This is a genomic window from Domibacillus sp., from assembly GCF_031181085.1.
In the GTDB taxonomy this organism is placed as follows: Bacteria; Bacillota; Bacilli; order Bacillales; family Domibacillaceae; genus Domibacillus.
The window spans coordinates 144,156-160,438 of sequence record NZ_JAPSLE010000005.1 but is presented as its reverse complement, the minus strand read 5'-3'; the positions used below and the strand labels follow the sequence as shown (position 1 = coordinate 160,438).

The window sequence follows — 16,283 nt, the reverse complement described above, 5'->3', positions numbered from 1 at the left end:
ACCGTCTGAAAAGGACGAAGAGGCTGCTTGCGGTACCACCTTTTCCCGGTCCACACGTTTCTTTTCAATACCATTATCTTAGCCGAAAATGCTTCAATGCGTCAACCTTACGCACCTTTTTTCGTGCAATTCATATGATGTCAAAAAGGAGTGTTTTCCATGATGCGCCATTACGACAGGTGGCCGCCGTGGCTGCGCCGCTGCCGCTTTATGTGCTGCCGGATTATTATTCCGCTTTGCTGCTTTCAAGGGCTGCGCACGCTTTTTTTGCCGACGACGTTTGATGTTATTCTGTTGTCTCTCTTGATTCTTCTTGCGGCTGCTCTTCATCTTGAGTGGTTATAAGTTCCACATTGCCGGAGGATACCTGGAACCGCCATTTTGCTTTTTGTGCAGGCCGCTCTTCAAGCCAGCTAAAAACGGAAGCATCGTCTTCCGCCCGTTTCTGAACTTGAACAGCGGCATCTTCTGATTCCATTTCGGCTGTTTCCTGCTCTTCTTCGGCTTCTGCGCTTTCTTCTGCTTCACTCTCCCCAAGCTCTTCTGCGTCGCCTTCTAAGCTTCTTTCTGGCTCGTACTCGTATGCAGCTGCCACGATTGGCGCTGGTTCTTCCTCTATTTTTCTGACAGTGGACACTGCAATAGCAAGCTCCGCTTCTAAAATAAGCCGGTCCGGCTTTTCTACTGTATAATCAAAGGTGTGAATTTCAATATCTGCCCCCTCCGCCGCACGCTGGTCCGGAGGCAAGACGGCCTGCACCGGAATATGACGGAAAAACTGGCGGATAGAATCTTCTTCCAGACCAAAATAATCGTGTATACGATACTCGCCTGTTACCTCAATAGAGCCCTGCACACTTGCTCCTTGAATCGCAACTTGCGGATCAAGGGAAATGGACAGCAGTTCATCCACTTCTTCTCCTTCTGGAAATACAACGTCCTCCTGAAGCGCAACGAAAAATAACTCTTCCATGCACACCCCTCCCTTTCGCGCTAGTGTATGCGCGCAGAAACGGAAACATGAAAAAAAGGTGTCTATAACATAGCCTTGAATGCTTTGTTATAGACACCACATCGTTTTATTTTGCCAAGCGGCTAAACGCTTTTCCGGCTGCTTGAATGGTTTGATCAATATCCTCATCTGAATGCGCTGTTGATAAAAACAGCCCTTCAAATTGGGACGGAGGCAAGAAAACACCTTCAAGCGCCATTTCGCGGAAATAATCAGCGAACAGAGCAAGGTCTGATCCTTTTGCATCTTCGTAGTTTTGAACAGGTCCTTCATGGAAGAAGCAGCCGACCATCGAGCCAGCACGGTTAAACGTAATTGGAATCCCATATTTACGTGCCGCATCCGTCAGCCCTTTTTCAAGCATATCCGCTTTGCGTCCAAACTCCTCGTAGGATGCCGGCGTCAATTGACGAAGTGTTTCGATTCCGGCAGTCATAGCCATTGGGTTTCCGGACAGCGTGCCCGCCTGATAAATGGTTCCCGCCGGCGCCACATTATTCATAATTTCCGCTTTGCCGCCGTAAGCACCAACCGGAAGACCGCCGCCGATCACCTTGCCAAGACAGGTAAGATCCGGCGTAACGCCGAAGTGCCCCTGTGCACAGTTGTAACCGACACGGAAACCCGTCATCACTTCATCAAAAATAAGCAGTGAACCATTTTGCTTCGTAATTTCACGCAGATCTTCTAAAAAGCCCGGCAGCGGAGGAACAACGCCCATATTGCCGGCAACCGGCTCGACAATTATACAGGCAATATCCTCACCATATTGTTCAAATGCAAAACGAACACTTTCCAAATCATTGTATGGAACCGTAATGGTGTTTTTGGCAACACTCTCCGGCACACCCGGGCTGTCCGGCAGTCCGAGCGTTGCAACACCGGAACCGGCTTTAATGAGCAGTGAATCTCCATGTCCATGGTAGCACCCTTCAAACTTAAGGATTTTGTTGCGTCCTGTATACCCCCGTGCCAGCCGAAGCGCACTCATTGTAGCTTCCGTACCGCTTGATACCATTCGAACGACTTCAATCGACGGTACGCGTTCAATGACGAGCTTTGCCATTTCATTTTCAAGCAGCGTAGAAGCGCCGAAGCTCGTACCCGTTTCCGCCGTTTTTTTCAATGCTTCGACTACCTGGTCATTTGAATGGCCCAAAATAAGCGGACCCCATGACAGCACATAATCAATGTACTCATTCCCATCAATATCGTAAATTTTTGACCCTTTACCCCGCTCCATGAAAATAGGATCGATATTGACCGATTTAAACGCACGAACCGGACTGTTTACGCCGCCCGGCATCATTTGTACCGCTTCTTTAAAAGCATCTTTTGATTTTTCGAATGAACGCATGAAAAAGCCTCCTCTTATTGTTCGTTTAGCCAGCGTGCCGCATCTTTTGCATGATACGTCATAATTAAATCTGCACCTGCGCGCTTCATGCCGGTTAATGTTTCAAGAACAATCGCCCTTTCATCAACCCATCCATTTAAAGCAGCGGCTTTCACCATGGCATATTCACCGCTTACGTTGTAGGCCACAACTGGTGCATCAAATTCGTTCCGTACGTCCCGGACAATGTCCAAATAGGAAAGAGCCGGCTTAACGATTAAAAAGTCCGCACCCTGTTCAATGTCAGCCCGCGCTTCCCGAATCGCTTCACGCCGGTTTGCCGGATCCATTTGATACGTTTTCCGGTCGCCAAACTGCGGTGTAGAATCCGCCGCATCACGGAATGGTCCATAATAAGCAGAAGAATATTTTACCGCGTAAGACATGATTGGCACTTCTGTAAAGCCCGCTTCATCCAGCCCTTTGCGGATTGCTGCGACAAACCCGTCCATCATGTTTGATGGCGCGATGATGTCGGCACCTGCCTCTGCCTGGCTGATTGCCGCTTTGGCCAAAAGGTCAAGAGACGGGTCGTTTAATATGCGGCTTCCTTCGATAACGCCGCAATGACCGTGATCGGTATATTCACATAAACATGTATCCGCAATCACAATAAGGTCTGGATAGTGGTTCTTAATATGGCGTGTGGCTTTCTGGACAATGCCATCATTATGATAAGCGCCTGTTCCAACTGCATCTTTTACATCAGGCAGACCGAATAAAATAACCGATTTAATGCCAAGCCCGATTACCTCTTCGATTTCCTCGTTTAATTGATCAATAGACAATTGAAAAACGCCCGGCATAGATGGAACCTCGTTACGGATTCCCTCCCCTTCTGCTATGAAAAGCGGGTATATAAAATCATTCACATGAAGATGTGTTTCCCGCACAAGTGCCCGCATATTTGCAGTTTGACGTAAACGGCGGTGACGTTCAAAATTCAATTCCATTTGTATCACTCCTTATAAAATCTGCTCATTTCCTTTACAAGCGCATCAATGGTAAAGACGGTTGGACAGACCGAAACCGGTATGCCGCATGCGGCTGCTTCTTTTTCTGTTACCCGGCCAATCACTCCGTAATCTGTTCTTGGCAGCGGCTCTTGTGCCTGCTTCAGAATCTGCATAAAATGCCGGACAGCAGATGGGCTTGTGAATGTAATCATATCTACTTTTTCCGTCCGAATCAGCTTTAATAAGTGTGCCCGCTCATCGGCTGGAAAGTAGGTTTCATAAACAAGCCATTCGTCTGCCTGTCTGCCTGCCTTACGAACGGTATCCGCTATTAAGCTGCGCGCCATGCTGCCTTTTGGAATCAGCACTTTTTCGGGCAAAAAACATCCTTTTCGTATGTCTTCGGCAACATCCTCCGCGGAAAACCGTCTGGGCATATAAGAAACAGAAAGTCCGTAGGATGCTGCTGCTTTAGCCGTCTGTGTGCCGATCGCCGCCCATTTTGCCCTTATTCTGTGCAAAAGATGACCGGCTTTTTGCATAAAAAAATCAACGCCGTTTTTGCTTGTAAACAAAATCCAATCATATGTATGCAAGCTGGCCAAAATGGCCTCTTCCTGCCCGTCTTCAAACACCCGGAATGCGATAAGCGGCACTGCGTATGCTGTGCCGCCCGCTTCTTCTATTTTACCAATAAACGGTGCTGCCTGTCCCCTCGGACGGGTTACAACGATTCGTTTACCAGCGAGAGGCTTCATTCGGCTGCCGCCCTCGCCGCCTGGATTAATTCGAGCGCACCCCGGTCCTTTAAAAGATGCGCCGCTTCTAAGCCCACTTTTTCAGCGTTACTTCCGGAGACGGTTTCTTTTAAAATGGTTTTTCCATCCGGTGAAGCAACGAGTGCTGTTAAAGACAGCTCTTCACCTTTTATTGTAGCAAAACCAGCTACCGGTACCTGACATCCACCCTCTACTGCTCCTAAAAAAGCACGCTCTGCCGTAACGGCTCGTTTCGTGTTGTCACAAGTAAATTGGTCCAGCAAATTCCGTAATTCTTTGTCATCTTCACGGCACTCAATCGCTAGAGCCCCTTGACCGACAGCAGAAACAGACAGTTCTTCACTCAAAAATTCTGTTACGGTATCTGCAGACCAGCCCATACGTGCCAGACCTGCGGCAGCAAGAATAATCGCATCATATTCTTCGTTCTGGAGCTTGGTCAGCCGCGTGTCAATATTGCCCCGAATCCATTTGATTTCAAGATCCGGTCTTGCCGCCAAAATCTGGGCGCTCCGGCGAAGACTGCTCGTACCAACAATGGAGCCGGCCGGCAATTCATGAAACTTCACATGCCCATTTGAAATAAGCGCGTCGCGATGATCTTCCCGCTCCGGCACGGCGCCAATTACCAGACCTTCCGGCAGGACAGCCGGCATATCTTTCATGCTGTGAACAGCCATATCAATCTCGCCATCAAGCAGTGCCTGTTCGATTTCTTTTACAAACAAGCCTTTACCGCCCACTTTTGATAACGTCACATCCAGAATACGGTCGCCTTTTGTCACGATTTCTTTTACTTCAAATTCTGTTCCCGGCAACAATGCCTTCAGCTGATCGATCACTTGATTCGTTTGTGTGAGCGCCAGGCGGCTTCTTCTCGATCCGACAATAATTTTCCGCAAGATGATTCCCTCCATAACCGCCCGAAAGCCGGTGTCACGAATACCAGAAATGGAATGTGGACAGCCGGCTTCCGAGGAAAAAGTTCATTAAGATGATGAGAAAAGCCGCTGCATTGATCGATGCAAGGGTTTTTCCCGAGACTCCTTTTCGCACTTTCACATACAAAAAAGCACTATATATAAACAGTAAAACAAAAGAAGTAACAATTTTCAAATCAAACCAGCTTACATCCGGCAGTTTAATCGTTTTCCAAACCAGTCCTAAAATTAAGCTCAGCAGCAAAAGCGGAACACCTATTGCATTCCAGATGACTGACAGCTTTTCAAGCTGGCCAAGATCTCCAAGCCTCCAGAGGCGTTCATTCCACTTTTTCATTTTTAAAAGCCGGTATTGAAGCAGGTATAGGGCTGAAAAAATAAACGACAGCGAGAACGCTCCATACGACAAAATCGCTGTCGTGATATGAAGAAGCAAAAGTTCCGATACCAGTTTTTCCGCTGCCGCCTGCGACTCTACCTGAACCGGCGCAAAGGTATGGATCGTCATGATCATAAATCCTATCACATTCGTAAAGAAAACCGTGAAATCCATCCGAAGCAGCTTATTTAAAACAAGAGAAAACGTAACTAGCACCCATGCATAAAAATAAAGACCCTCAAAAAGAGTCAATACAGGAAATCGGCCTGTATTATACATATACAAGCCTAAAAAAATAGTTTGAAGGCTCCAAACCAGTGTTAAAATCCAGAAGGCGATTCGATTCGCCCGCTGGTTTTTTTGAACAAAATCAAGAAAATAAAGCAATACGCTTACAGCGTACAAAATAATCATAAGTTCATGAAGGCGGATCATTCCTTGCTCCAACATCACGTAACCTCACTTAAAACTGGAGTAAAGGCTTTGTTTGAACCCTCTGAACACACTCTTCCTCTTCCTGTGCACGTTTCAGTTCTTGAACGTCTTCCTCAATATTGAAAATGTGCATAAAAAGCTCAAGCTTTTCAGCTGCCCGCTTGTCACCGGCTAATTCTTTTGCCTGCAAGATCGGATCTTTCAGCATCTGATTGACAATACTTTTTGTGTGTTTACTTAATACTTTCCGGTCACGCTCTGATAAATGCGGAAGTTTCCGGTTGAGGCTCTCCATCGTGTCCGCTTGAATCGAAAGTGCTTTTTGGCGCAAAGCCGAAATAACCGGCACAACACCAAGCAAATTAATCCACTCATTAAACGCGACGATTTCCCCTTCAATCATAAGGCCTATTTTTGCAGCGGCTTTTTCTCGTTCAGCCAGGTTCGCTTCGACAATGCCTTCCAAATCATCGATATCATATAAGAAAATGCTGTCCAAATCTGCAACCTCAGGAGCAATATCACGAGGAACTGCAATATCGACCATAAACAAAGGACGCCCTTTGCGCAGCTTTTGAACACCCTCGATTATTTCTTTTGTGATGACGTAATCCTTTGAGCCGGTTGAGCTAATTAAGATATCCGCTTCAACCAATGCGCCTTGCAGCTCGTCCATTGTTTTAGCCCGGCCCTGGAACCGCTCAGCAAGCGCTTCTGCTTTTTCGAACGTCCGGTTTACGACAGTCACTTTTGTCGCACCGCTGCCATGCAGGTTCTGGATGGCCAGTTCGCCCATTTTACCAGCCCCCAGAACTAAAACATGACGGCCGGACAAGCGGCCAAAAATCTTTTTGGCAAGTTCCACTGCTGCATAGCTGACAGATACTGCATTCGCGCCAATATCTGTTTCGGCATGCGCCCGTTTAGCCAATGTAATCGCCTGTTTAAATAAATGGTTAAAAACGGTACCTGCCGCTTTTACTTCTTGTGATTGCAAAAAGCTTTGGCGGACCTGTCCTAGGATTTGTGTTTCGCCCAGAACCATTGAATTTAATCCGGCAGACACACGAAAAAGATGTTCAACCGCGGCCTCTTGCTCATAAATAAACAAAAACGGCGTAAAGTCTGCCTGAGGAATATCGAACCATTTCGACAAAAATTCTTTTATATAGTAACGGCCGGTATGCAGCTGATCAACAACCGCGTAAATTTCTGTACGGTTACACGTCGATACGATGACATTTTCAAGCACACTTTTTTGTTTTTGGAGCTCCGCCATCGCTGCCGCGAGCGTTTCTTCTCTAAATGAAAGGCGCTCACGAATTTCTACCGGGGCTGTTTTATAATTTAATCCCACCGTGATGATATGCACGTCACTGCACCCCCGAAAACGATTCATTGTAGGTTTCATTATACCATAATGTAACGTTTTTATTTTTTATAAATTGTGAACATATGCTAACATAAAAGACAGTCATGCTTTTAACACATATGTCCACGTATTCCTGTTTCTGTTTGTACTTTAGACAGAAACTCCAATGCTAAAACTACGGCGTCACCGATCACCGTTATAACGCATGAGCTAATGCGCTGAACAACAGGTAAAATGATATAAGTTCGGAGCCGTATTTTTTCAAACGACGTTTTGTTTGGTTTCTTGTTTATAAATATTATCAAATAAAAATCATTTTAGCAATAGCTTGAAATCATTGTACAAAGACTAAGAACGTGACGTCCTGTCACAACGTCTTCGTGACCCACTTCCTGTGGGCCTCAAATAAAAATTATTTTAGCAATGGGTTGAAATCATTGTATAAAGACTAAGAATGTGGCGTCTTGTCAGACCATCTTCATAGCCCACTTCCTGTGGGCGTTCTATTAAATGTGTTGGAAAGCGGGGGGCTTAATCGATATGAATGAACAGCGTATCTTCCCAGGAGTTTTATTAATTGGCTTTGGTTTGTACTTTTTTCTCCACCAATCAGCTTTTACGTGGGTTAAGCCTTATCTTGGCTGGCCGGCTCTGCTCTTTATTACAGGTCTTGCTTTTCTTGCCCAAGGGTTTAAAGGTGATGGAAGCGGACTAGTTCCCGGTGTCGTACTTTCGGGATTTGGCTTTCATTTTTATGTAGTCGACTACCTCGGCTGGTGGGCCAATGATACCGGTGTTTTTCTTCTCATTATTGCCGTAGGCTTTTTGCTGCAGCATCAGCAGACCGGCCGCGGCCTTTTAAACGGTGTTTTATTTTTGGCTTTAGCAGCCGTCATGCTTTTTTATGGGACTGTGAAACAATGGCTGGGACCGGTGGGTTCCTTTTGGCAGTTTTGGCCGCTGATTTTAATTGTGGTGGGCGGATACCTGCTGTTTGTAAAAAAAAACAGCGGACCGGCCCGCAAAAAAACATAAAAAAACAGCCTCCCTTATTGGGAGGCTGTTTTTATTCTTCTCCGAATTCTTCTTCTTTACGCAGCTCTGTTTGATATTCTTTTTGATCGAGCATCCGTTTTTTCACAGCTTTCCACACTTCATCTTTTCCAAGGCCTGTCTCTGATGAAAAGACAATGATATCATCGAGCGGATCGAAATCAAGGGTTTCTTTTACCACTTTTAAATGCTTTTGCCATTTTCCTTTTGGAATTTTGTCTGCTTTTGTCGCAATCACAATAGCTGGAATGTCATGATATTTTAGAAACTCATACATCGCTACATCGTCAGCAGATGGAGCATGACGCAAATCGACAATATGAATGCAGGCAGCAAGCGGCTCCCGGTCCGTCATATACGTTTCGATCATGCGTCCCCAGGCTTCACGCTCTGTTTTAGCCACTTTTGCATAGCCGTAACCCGGCACATCGACAAAAAATACGGTGTCTTCAATTTTATAGAAGTTCAGTGTTTGCGTTTTGCCGGGTTTTGATGAAATACGGGCCAGGCTTTTACGGCCGATCATGCGGTTAATAAAAGATGATTTTCCCACGTTTGACCGTCCGGCAAGTGCAAATTCCGGCAGTCCATCCGTCGGGTATTGGTGCGGTTTCGCGGCACTGATCACCAGTTCCACATTGTTTACTTTCATGAATTGCTTCCTCCGATCGCGATGTCCAATACTTCATCCATGGTCGAAACAGGCAGGAACGTCATGCCTTCACGGATACTTTCTGGAACATCATCGATATCTTTTTCATTGTCTTTAGGCAGAATGATCGTTGTTAAACCGGCACGGTGCGCACCGAGCGATTTTTCCTTTACACCGCCGATAGGCAATACACGGCCGCGCAGTGTAATTTCTCCCGTCATGCCCACATCCCGGCGTACTGGACGTCCCGTAAGAGCCGAAATAAGTGCCGTCGCCATTGTAATCCCTGCAGATGGCCCGTCTTTCGGAACCGCCCCTTCTGGAACGTGAATGTGAATGTCATGATGTTCATGAAAATTTGCTTCAATGCCGAGCTCATCCGCTTTTGAACGCACATAGCTGAATGCAGCCTGCGCGGATTCTTTCATCACGTCTCCCAGTTTTCCGGTTAAAATAAGCTTGCCTTTCCCCGGAGAAAGTGACACTTCGATTTGCAGCGTATCGCCGCCGACAGAGGTATAAGCCAGACCATTTGCTACGCCGATCTGATCTTCGGTATCAGCCTGCCCATAGCGGAAGATACGCTTGCCAAGAAACTCCTGCAAGTTTTTGTCTGTAACCGTAATCCGCTTTTTCTCGCCTGATACGATTTTTTTAGCGGCTTTGCGGCAGATGGCAGCCATTTGGCGTTCAAGACCCCGCACGCCGGCTTCACGAGTATAATAGCGGACGATATCCCGAATCGCTTCTTCTTTTAAACGAAGCTGATTTCGTGAAAGGCCATTTTCTTTTACTTGTTTCGGGAATAAATGGTCTTTTGCAATATTGATTTTTTCCACTTCTGTGTAGCCGGCGATAGAGATTACTTCCATGCGGTCACGCAGCGGTCCTGGAATAGCGCTCAAATCATTGGCTGTTGCAATGAACATGACATTCGATAAGTCATATGTTTCTTCAATGTAATGGTCACTGAAGTTATGGTTTTGTTCCGGATCAAGCACTTCTAAAAGCGCAGCAGATGGATCACCACGAAAATCACTCGACATTTTATCAATTTCATCAAGCAAGAAAACGGGGTTGATCGTACCTGCTTTTTTCATGCCTTGAATAATCCGGCCCGGCATAGCACCTACGTACGTGCGGCGATGACCGCGGATTTCCGATTCATCACGGACGCCGCCAAGTGAGATGCGTACAAAATTCCGGCCAAGCGATTCCGCGATAGAACGGACCAGGCTTGTTTTCCCCACGCCCGGAGGACCTCCAAGGCAAAGAATCGGCCCGCGCAGTGACTGCGTTAACTGACGGACAGCTAAAAATTCAAGCACCCGCTCTTTTACTTTTTCAAGACCGTAATGATCGCGGTTTAACACGTCCTCGGCTTTTAATACATCCAGGTCATCTTCGGTCGCCTTGGACCATGGCAGTGTAACGAGCCATTCAAGATAGTTGCGGATAACCGCGCTTTCCGCGGCGCTTTGCGGAATTTTTTCGTAACGGTCAAGCTCCTTCATCGCTGTTTTTTCCACATGCTCCGGCATATTTGCAGCCATAATGCGTGTGGTTAGTTCTTCAACTTCACCTGTTTTTCCTTCTTTATCGCCAAGTTCAAGCTGGATCGCTTTCATCTGCTCACGCAAATAATATTCTTTCTGCGTTTTTTCCATCGATGTTTTCACACGCTGTCCGATTTGCTTTTCTAAATTCAATACTTCCCGTTCACTGTGAAGAAGGGAAATTAATCGTTCCAGTCGCTCTTTTATAGAGAATGTCGCTAAAATCTCCTGCTTTTCTTTTACTTTTAGTGACATGTGAGATGTGGCAATATCAGCCAGTCTTCCCGGTTCTTCAATATCAGCCACTGAACTGATCGTTTCCGCCGAACCTTTCTTGGACAACTTGACATATTGCTCAAACTGCTTTAACAGCATCCGCATCAGTGCTTCTGTTTCTGCATCTTTAGTCACATCTTCTTTATGCACTTCTACGACCGCTTCATAAAATGCTCCCTGGTCTACAACAGAAATCAGCTTTGCCCGGTCTAGCCCTTCAACAAGCACACGAATCGTTCCATTTGGCAGCTTCAGCATTTGCTTTACTTTCGTTAATGTACCGACTTCGTATACATCATCCCCAGATGGATCATCTAAATCCGGGTCTTTTTGAGCGGATAAAAAAACAAGCTGATCGTTCATCATGGCTTTTTCAAGTGCTTCGATCGACCGATCACGGCCTACATCCAAGTGCAGAACCATTGTCGGATATACATGCATTCCGCGCAGCGGAAGCAATGGCACAGTATAAATTGTATCTGCCTTCATGACAAATCTCCCTCCCAGTAAGAAAAGCGCAAGGCGCCCGTTTATCCATCCAAACAAAAGCCACCATATCATACCGCGGCGCTTTTATGCTTTACATAAGCGGATCCCCGGCGGCGCCTGAAGCTGTATAACGTCCAAAATATCTCTTTTCTTCCCTTTCTTTCTTCCTATCTTAACGCAAACGGACAGAAAATGTCGATTGAAAAGAAGGGACAGCACCCCGAGAGGCACTGTCCCTTCCTAAAATGAGCCGTCTTTATGCAGACGTTTTATCGGCAGAGCCGACATCGTTTCCATTTTCATCAAGAAGACGCGGCGGCGCAAGGTCGGTTACGGTTTCCTTCGTGATCACACATGTTTTAATATCTTCACGTGTCGGCAATTCATACATTACATCGAGCATAATGCTTTCAATAATGGAACGAAGACCACGGGCACCTGTTTTCCGCTCAATCGCTTTTTTCGCAATTTCACTTAAAGCCGCATCTTCAAATTGAAGATCTACATTGTCAAGCTCAAGCATTTTTTGGTACTGCTTGATCAGCGCATTTTTCGGCTTTGTTAAAATTTCAATCAACGCGTCTTCATCTAGCTGCTCCAGGCTTGCAATCACTGGAAGACGTCCGATAAATTCCGGAATTAATCCAAAACGAAGCAAGTCTTCCGGTACAAGCTGAGCAAGGTAGGATTTTTCCTCGCCTTGATCATTTTTCTGCTCGGAGCCAAATCCAATGACTTTTTGACCAAGGCGGCGTTTAATAATTTGTTCGACGCCGTCAAACGCTCCGCCACAGATAAATAGGATGTTCGTTGTGTCAATTTGAATAAATTCCTGATGCGGATGCTTACGTCCCCCTTGCGGCGGTACGCTCGCTACTGTTCCTTCCAGGATTTTCAACAGCGCCTGTTGAACACCTTCACCGGATACATCACGTGTAATCGATGGATTTTCTGATTTACGGGCTACTTTATCAATTTCATCGATGTAAATAATCCCTTTTTCAGCTTTTTCCACATCATAATCAGCCGCTTGAATTAACTTAAGTAGGATATTTTCAACATCTTCCCCTACATAACCAGCTTCTGTCAGTGATGTTGCATCTGCAATGGCAAATGGCACATTTAAAATACGCGCCAGCGTTTGAGCAAGAAGCGTTTTCCCGCTTCCTGTCGGGCCAATCAAGCAAATATTTGATTTTGCCAATTCAACATCATCAATTTTGCTGTTTGAATTAATACGTTTATAGTGGTTATACACTGCCACAGCAAGCGATTTTTTCGCACGCTCCTGACCAATAACGTACTCACCTAAAATTTCACGAATTTCAGTTGGTTTTGGCACATCTTTAAATTCTACTTCTTCTTCTGTACCCAGTTCTTCTTCCACGATCTCTGTGCATAGTTCAATGCACTCATCGCAAATATAAACGCCAGGTCCCGCGACGAGTTTCCTCACCTGGTCCTGTGATTTTCCACAAAACGAGCATTTCAATTGTCCTTTTTCTTCATTGAACTTAAACATCTGTTCACCCCTTATGCTATGTTGGTGCAGCTGGGAGCCCTTTTTAATAGTCCGCTTATTAACTGCGCCGTAACTAAGTTATGTATCGCATTGTAGCACATCTGCCACAAAACCAAAACGAAAAAGCGTTTCTCAGCTCTTTTTGGGTAGAAAACAAGGCACGATCACGTCGCGCCCTGTCAGTTTGTTCTTTATTTATTATGCACCAACTGTGCTGTTTTCTACAAGAAATTCGACTGCTTTACGAATTTTCAAGTCTGCTTTCATGCCTTCAAGACTTCCAAGTGCTTTTTGAACGTCTTCTTTAGAAAGACCAAATTGCTCAGACATTTTTGTTACTTCTGCATCTACATCTTCGTCTGTTGGCTCAAGGTTTTCTGCTTCTGCGATCGCTTCAAGCGTTAAGCTTGTACGTACGCGTGTTTCAGCATTTTCTTTCATTTGGCTGCGAAGGTCTTCTTCTGTTTGTCCAGAGAATTGATAGTACAAGTCAAGATTCATACCTTGCATAGAAAGGTTTTGCGTGAATTCTTGAAGCATACGGTCGATTTCCGTGTTGATCATTGCTTCAGGCACATCTGTTTGTGCGTTGGCAACTGCTTTTTCAACAAGATCGTCACGAAGCTTTTGCTCTGCAGCGTTTTTCTTTTGCTCTGCAAGACGCTCTTGAATTTTTGTTTTTAATGCTTCTAATGTTTCTACTTCTTCGTCTGTTTCTTTTGCGAATTCATCGTTCAGCTCAGGAAGTTCCTGCGCTTTGATTTCATGAAGTTTTACTTTGAACGTTGCTGGTTTACCCGCAAGCTCTTCTGCATGGTACTCTTCAGGGAATGTTACTTCAACGTCTTTTTCTTCGCCTGTTTTCATGCCGATCAATTGATCTTCAAAACCTGGGATGAATGTGCCAGAACCGATTACGATTGAATAGTTGTCAGCTTGGCCGCCTTCGAATGCTTCACCATTCACGAAGCCTTCAAAATCGATTACAACTGTGTCCTCGTTTTCAACTGTACCGTCTTCTTTTACAACAAGCTCAGCATGACGTTTTTGAAGATCTTTTAATTCATTTTGCACATCTTCTTCTGTTACTTCTGTGTTTTCTTTTTCTACTTCAAGGCCTTTGTAGTCGCCAAGTGTTACTTCAGGTTTTACCGTAACTTTCGCAGTGAAAATAAACGGCTTGCCTTTTTCGAATTGCTCTACATCGATTTCTGGACGGTCAACTGGCTCAATGCCTGTTTCGTCGATCGCTTTCCCGTATGCTTCAGGAAGAATCGCATCAATCGCATCCTGGTAAAGAGCTTCTACGCCAAAACGCTGTTCAAACAACGGACGCGGCATTTTTCCTTTACGGAATCCTGGAACGTTAATTGTTTTAACTACTTTTTGAAATGCTGTGTTAAGGCCTTTATCAACGGTTTCAGCGTCAACCTCAACTGTTAGTACGCCTTCGTTGCCTTCTTGTTTTTCCCACTTTGCTGACATAAAAATTCCCTCCAACAATCTATTAATAAATATGAACGTTCGTCCTATGTATATTCTGGATTGATATAAAAAGGACACAATACGACTTTTACATTATACCATACAGCCGCTTTGTTTCAACTAAAAGGCTGAAATTTCATCGAGTTCTTTCATAAATTGAATCGCTGCTTCGCCTTCTGAAGTACCTTCCTCTGTACTGCTCATCTCGTACAGGCGGCTTATTTTCAGCACCAATGCCTCCGCCCACTGCTCTACAGACGCAGGGGGAGCAAAAGGATACAGCAAAAACTGATACTGTCTGGCCAGCTCTACAGCCTGCTCGCACAGGGCGGGGTCATTTTGGCCGGCGGTTTCTTCTAAGTATTGTATTACACCTCTGAAAAAAGGATGGCTGAACACTTCCCCTTCCATCACAGGAGTGACCTCTTTTTCAAAGTGAAATTTACGCACCAACACCCTTTCGGCAGTTCCTATATCCCGCAGCAGCCCAAGAACCATCGTTTGAATGAAAGGATGCTCGGTTTGATCGCCCGCTCGGTCTATCAGCTCTTTTTCAAAAGGAGCGGCATCCGTTTTGGCCAGTTCTGCCAGCTTCATCATTCTATCCTGAAAGGAATCGTCCGTTTTAAACAGCGTTTCTTCTTTTTTTACACTCATTCGGTCTGCCAGTGCTTTTAAGTGTGCAAAATGCTCGTAACGATCTGGCGGAAGCCCTTCTTCAAGCAGGACAGATAATGTATCCGCGACTTCTTTATACCGCCGTTTTTGAATGAGCATCAACACATGCAGGTCAAGCACGTCAAAATAATGGCCTTCTCCTGCATGCAGCATCGCACGTGAAAGCTCTATCCCTTCATCGTGGTTCCCGCTTTCGTGATAAGCAATTAAGAGAGCTGTTTTAATTTCTTCCTGGTGCCCTTCGTCAAAACGGAGCGCTTCGGTATACAGACGAATGGCTTCATCAAACCGCTTTTCCTCCAGCGCCTTCTGTCCCTGCTGTTGGAGCCGGGCTGAGGTGCCGGGGAATTGAACGACATTGCCTGATTTTTTTCTTCTTTTTTTCTTCAACGTTCTCACCCGCCAGCTCTTATAATAGTTGAGTGTAGCATGGTACCGGACGGTTGAACAGAGAAAACAGTTGCTCTTGCCTCTTCCGACTGTCATGCTGTTAGTATGAATACAATGAAAAGGAGATCCAATCATGATCGAAGTTAAAACATCTACATTAAGCGACGGTGAACTGAACCGCGGCGTTTTCGCTGTCCGTGATATAAAAAAGGGAGAGATGCTTCACGAGGCACCTGTTATTCCCTACCCGAACGACCAGCACATCCATATCGAAAAGACCCTGTTAGCCGATTATGCTTTTGAATACGGCATCAATCACTCAGCTATCCTGCTTGGTTATGGTATGCTGTTTAATCATTCCTATGACCCTAATGCTACATATGACATTCATTTTGAAAGTCATTCTTTTAAATTTTATGCATATCGGGATATTCAGGCCGGTGAAGAGATTTTAATTAATTACAACGGTGATGTGGATGACAACGCTCCGCTTTGGTTTAATGATGACAGCCTGGAGCAATAAGAGCAAAGCTGCCGTACTTTCAGGGCGGCTCTCTATGTCCAGTTTATAATAAGCCCTCTCGTCCTGCATCATGCATTGCAAAAAAGCCATACATCCCCTGTATGGCTTTTGCTTTGTTTTATATATTGGACTGCCAGATTTCTTTTTTCGTTCTATAAAAAAAATCAAAGCATTGGTCCATGCTTTGATCTGCAGCTTTACTTAATATAATAAAAATAGAGATAGATTCCTATAAATACAAAAAAGCGCCCTGCGGCGCTTTTTTTATTACGTCCCAGGAGGGATTCGAACCCCCGACCGACGGCTTAGAAGGCCGTTGCTCTATCCAGCTGAGCTACTGAGACTTCCTCTGAAGACAATATCTATAATATCACTCCATATATCACCTG

General features: G+C 45.3%; 15 protein-coding genes and 1 tRNA gene. 3 read left to right on the top strand and 13 right to left on the bottom strand.

Annotated elements, in window-relative coordinates; translation table 11 throughout:
• The first annotated feature begins 159 nt into the window (after window positions 1-159).
• Window positions 160-345, top strand: coding sequence for a hypothetical protein (locus tag RIN81_RS09685; protein ID WP_245629860.1), 186 nt, complete (start codon window positions 160-162; stop codon window positions 343-345).
• Here the strand turns inward: RIN81_RS09685 and RIN81_RS09680 are convergent.
• The 7 genes from RIN81_RS09680 to hemA form a co-directional block, all read right to left on the bottom strand.
• A complete protein-coding gene (locus tag RIN81_RS09680) occupies window positions 287-973 on the bottom strand; it encodes a hypothetical protein (RefSeq protein WP_309089642.1) in 687 nt (228 codons plus the stop codon). The genes RIN81_RS09685 and RIN81_RS09680 overlap by 59 nt on opposite strands.
• Window positions 974-1,079: 106 nt before the next feature.
• A complete protein-coding gene (gene hemL / locus RIN81_RS09675) occupies window positions 1,080-2,369 on the bottom strand; it encodes a glutamate-1-semialdehyde 2,1-aminomutase (protein WP_309089639.1) in 1,290 nt (429 codons plus the stop codon).
• A gap of 14 nt (window positions 2,370-2,383) precedes the next feature.
• A complete protein-coding gene (gene hemB, locus RIN81_RS09670) occupies window positions 2,384-3,361 on the bottom strand; it encodes a porphobilinogen synthase (protein WP_309089637.1) in 978 nt (325 codons plus the stop codon).
• A gap of 5 nt (window positions 3,362-3,366) precedes the next feature.
• Window positions 3,367-4,122 (bottom strand): uroporphyrinogen-III synthase, encoded by a 756-nt coding sequence (locus RIN81_RS09665; protein ID WP_309089635.1) that lies wholly within the window; start codon window positions 4,120-4,122, stop codon window positions 3,367-3,369.
• Window positions 4,119-5,045, bottom strand: a complete 927-nt coding sequence (gene hemC, locus RIN81_RS09660) for a hydroxymethylbilane synthase (RefSeq protein WP_309089633.1) — start codon at window positions 5,043-5,045, stop codon at window positions 4,119-4,121. The genes RIN81_RS09665 and hemC overlap by 4 nt, the downstream gene beginning before the upstream one ends.
• A 34-nt stretch (window positions 5,046-5,079) precedes the next feature.
• A complete protein-coding gene (locus RIN81_RS09655; protein WP_309089631.1) occupies window positions 5,080-5,913 on the bottom strand; it encodes a cytochrome C assembly family protein in 834 nt (277 codons plus the stop codon).
• Window positions 5,914-5,926: 13 nt separating this feature from the next.
• A complete protein-coding gene (hemA, locus tag RIN81_RS09650) occupies window positions 5,927-7,270 on the bottom strand; it encodes a glutamyl-tRNA reductase (protein WP_309089629.1) in 1,344 nt (447 codons plus the stop codon).
• 540 nt (window positions 7,271-7,810) lie between these two features.
• On the opposite strand from hemA, the gene RIN81_RS09645 reads away from it, so the two are divergent.
• Complete coding sequence (locus RIN81_RS09645; RefSeq protein ID WP_309089627.1) at window positions 7,811-8,305, top strand: hypothetical protein; 495 nt, start codon at window positions 7,811-7,813, stop codon at window positions 8,303-8,305.
• 31 nt (window positions 8,306-8,336) lie between these two features.
• Here the strand turns inward: RIN81_RS09645 and yihA are convergent, their stop codons facing one another.
• The 5 genes from yihA to RIN81_RS09620 form a co-directional block, all read right to left on the bottom strand.
• On the bottom strand, window positions 8,337-8,975 hold the full coding sequence (gene yihA / locus RIN81_RS09640; protein WP_309089625.1) for a ribosome biogenesis GTP-binding protein YihA/YsxC: 639 nt from the start codon (window positions 8,973-8,975) through the stop codon (window positions 8,337-8,339).
• The gene (gene lon / locus RIN81_RS09635; RefSeq protein ID WP_309089623.1) at window positions 8,972-11,296 is read right to left on the bottom strand and encodes an endopeptidase La; all 2,325 of its coding nucleotides are present in this window, start codon (window positions 11,294-11,296) and stop codon (window positions 8,972-8,974) included. Before lon ends, yihA begins: the two co-directional genes overlap by 4 nt.
• Before the next feature lie 256 nt (window positions 11,297-11,552).
• A complete protein-coding gene (gene clpX, locus RIN81_RS09630) occupies window positions 11,553-12,818 on the bottom strand; it encodes an ATP-dependent protease ATP-binding subunit ClpX (protein WP_309089621.1) in 1,266 nt (421 codons plus the stop codon).
• A 198-nt stretch (window positions 12,819-13,016) separates the two neighbouring features.
• Window positions 13,017-14,303 (bottom strand): trigger factor, encoded by a 1,287-nt coding sequence (gene tig / locus RIN81_RS09625; RefSeq protein WP_309089619.1) that lies wholly within the window; start codon window positions 14,301-14,303, stop codon window positions 13,017-13,019.
• A gap of 120 nt (window positions 14,304-14,423) precedes the next feature.
• Complete coding sequence (locus RIN81_RS09620) at window positions 14,424-15,371, bottom strand: tetratricopeptide repeat protein (protein ID WP_309089617.1); 948 nt, start codon at window positions 15,369-15,371, stop codon at window positions 14,424-14,426.
• 133 nt (window positions 15,372-15,504) lie between these two features.
• On the opposite strand from RIN81_RS09620, the gene RIN81_RS09615 reads away from it, so the two are divergent.
• Window positions 15,505-15,894, top strand: a complete 390-nt coding sequence (locus RIN81_RS09615) for an SET domain-containing protein (protein ID WP_309089615.1) — start codon at window positions 15,505-15,507, stop codon at window positions 15,892-15,894.
• Window positions 15,895-16,164: 270 nt separating this feature from the next.
• Here the strand turns inward: RIN81_RS09615 and RIN81_RS09610 are convergent.
• A tRNA-Arg gene (locus tag RIN81_RS09610) sits at window positions 16,165-16,238 on the bottom strand.
• Window positions 16,239-16,283 lie beyond the last annotated feature (45 nt).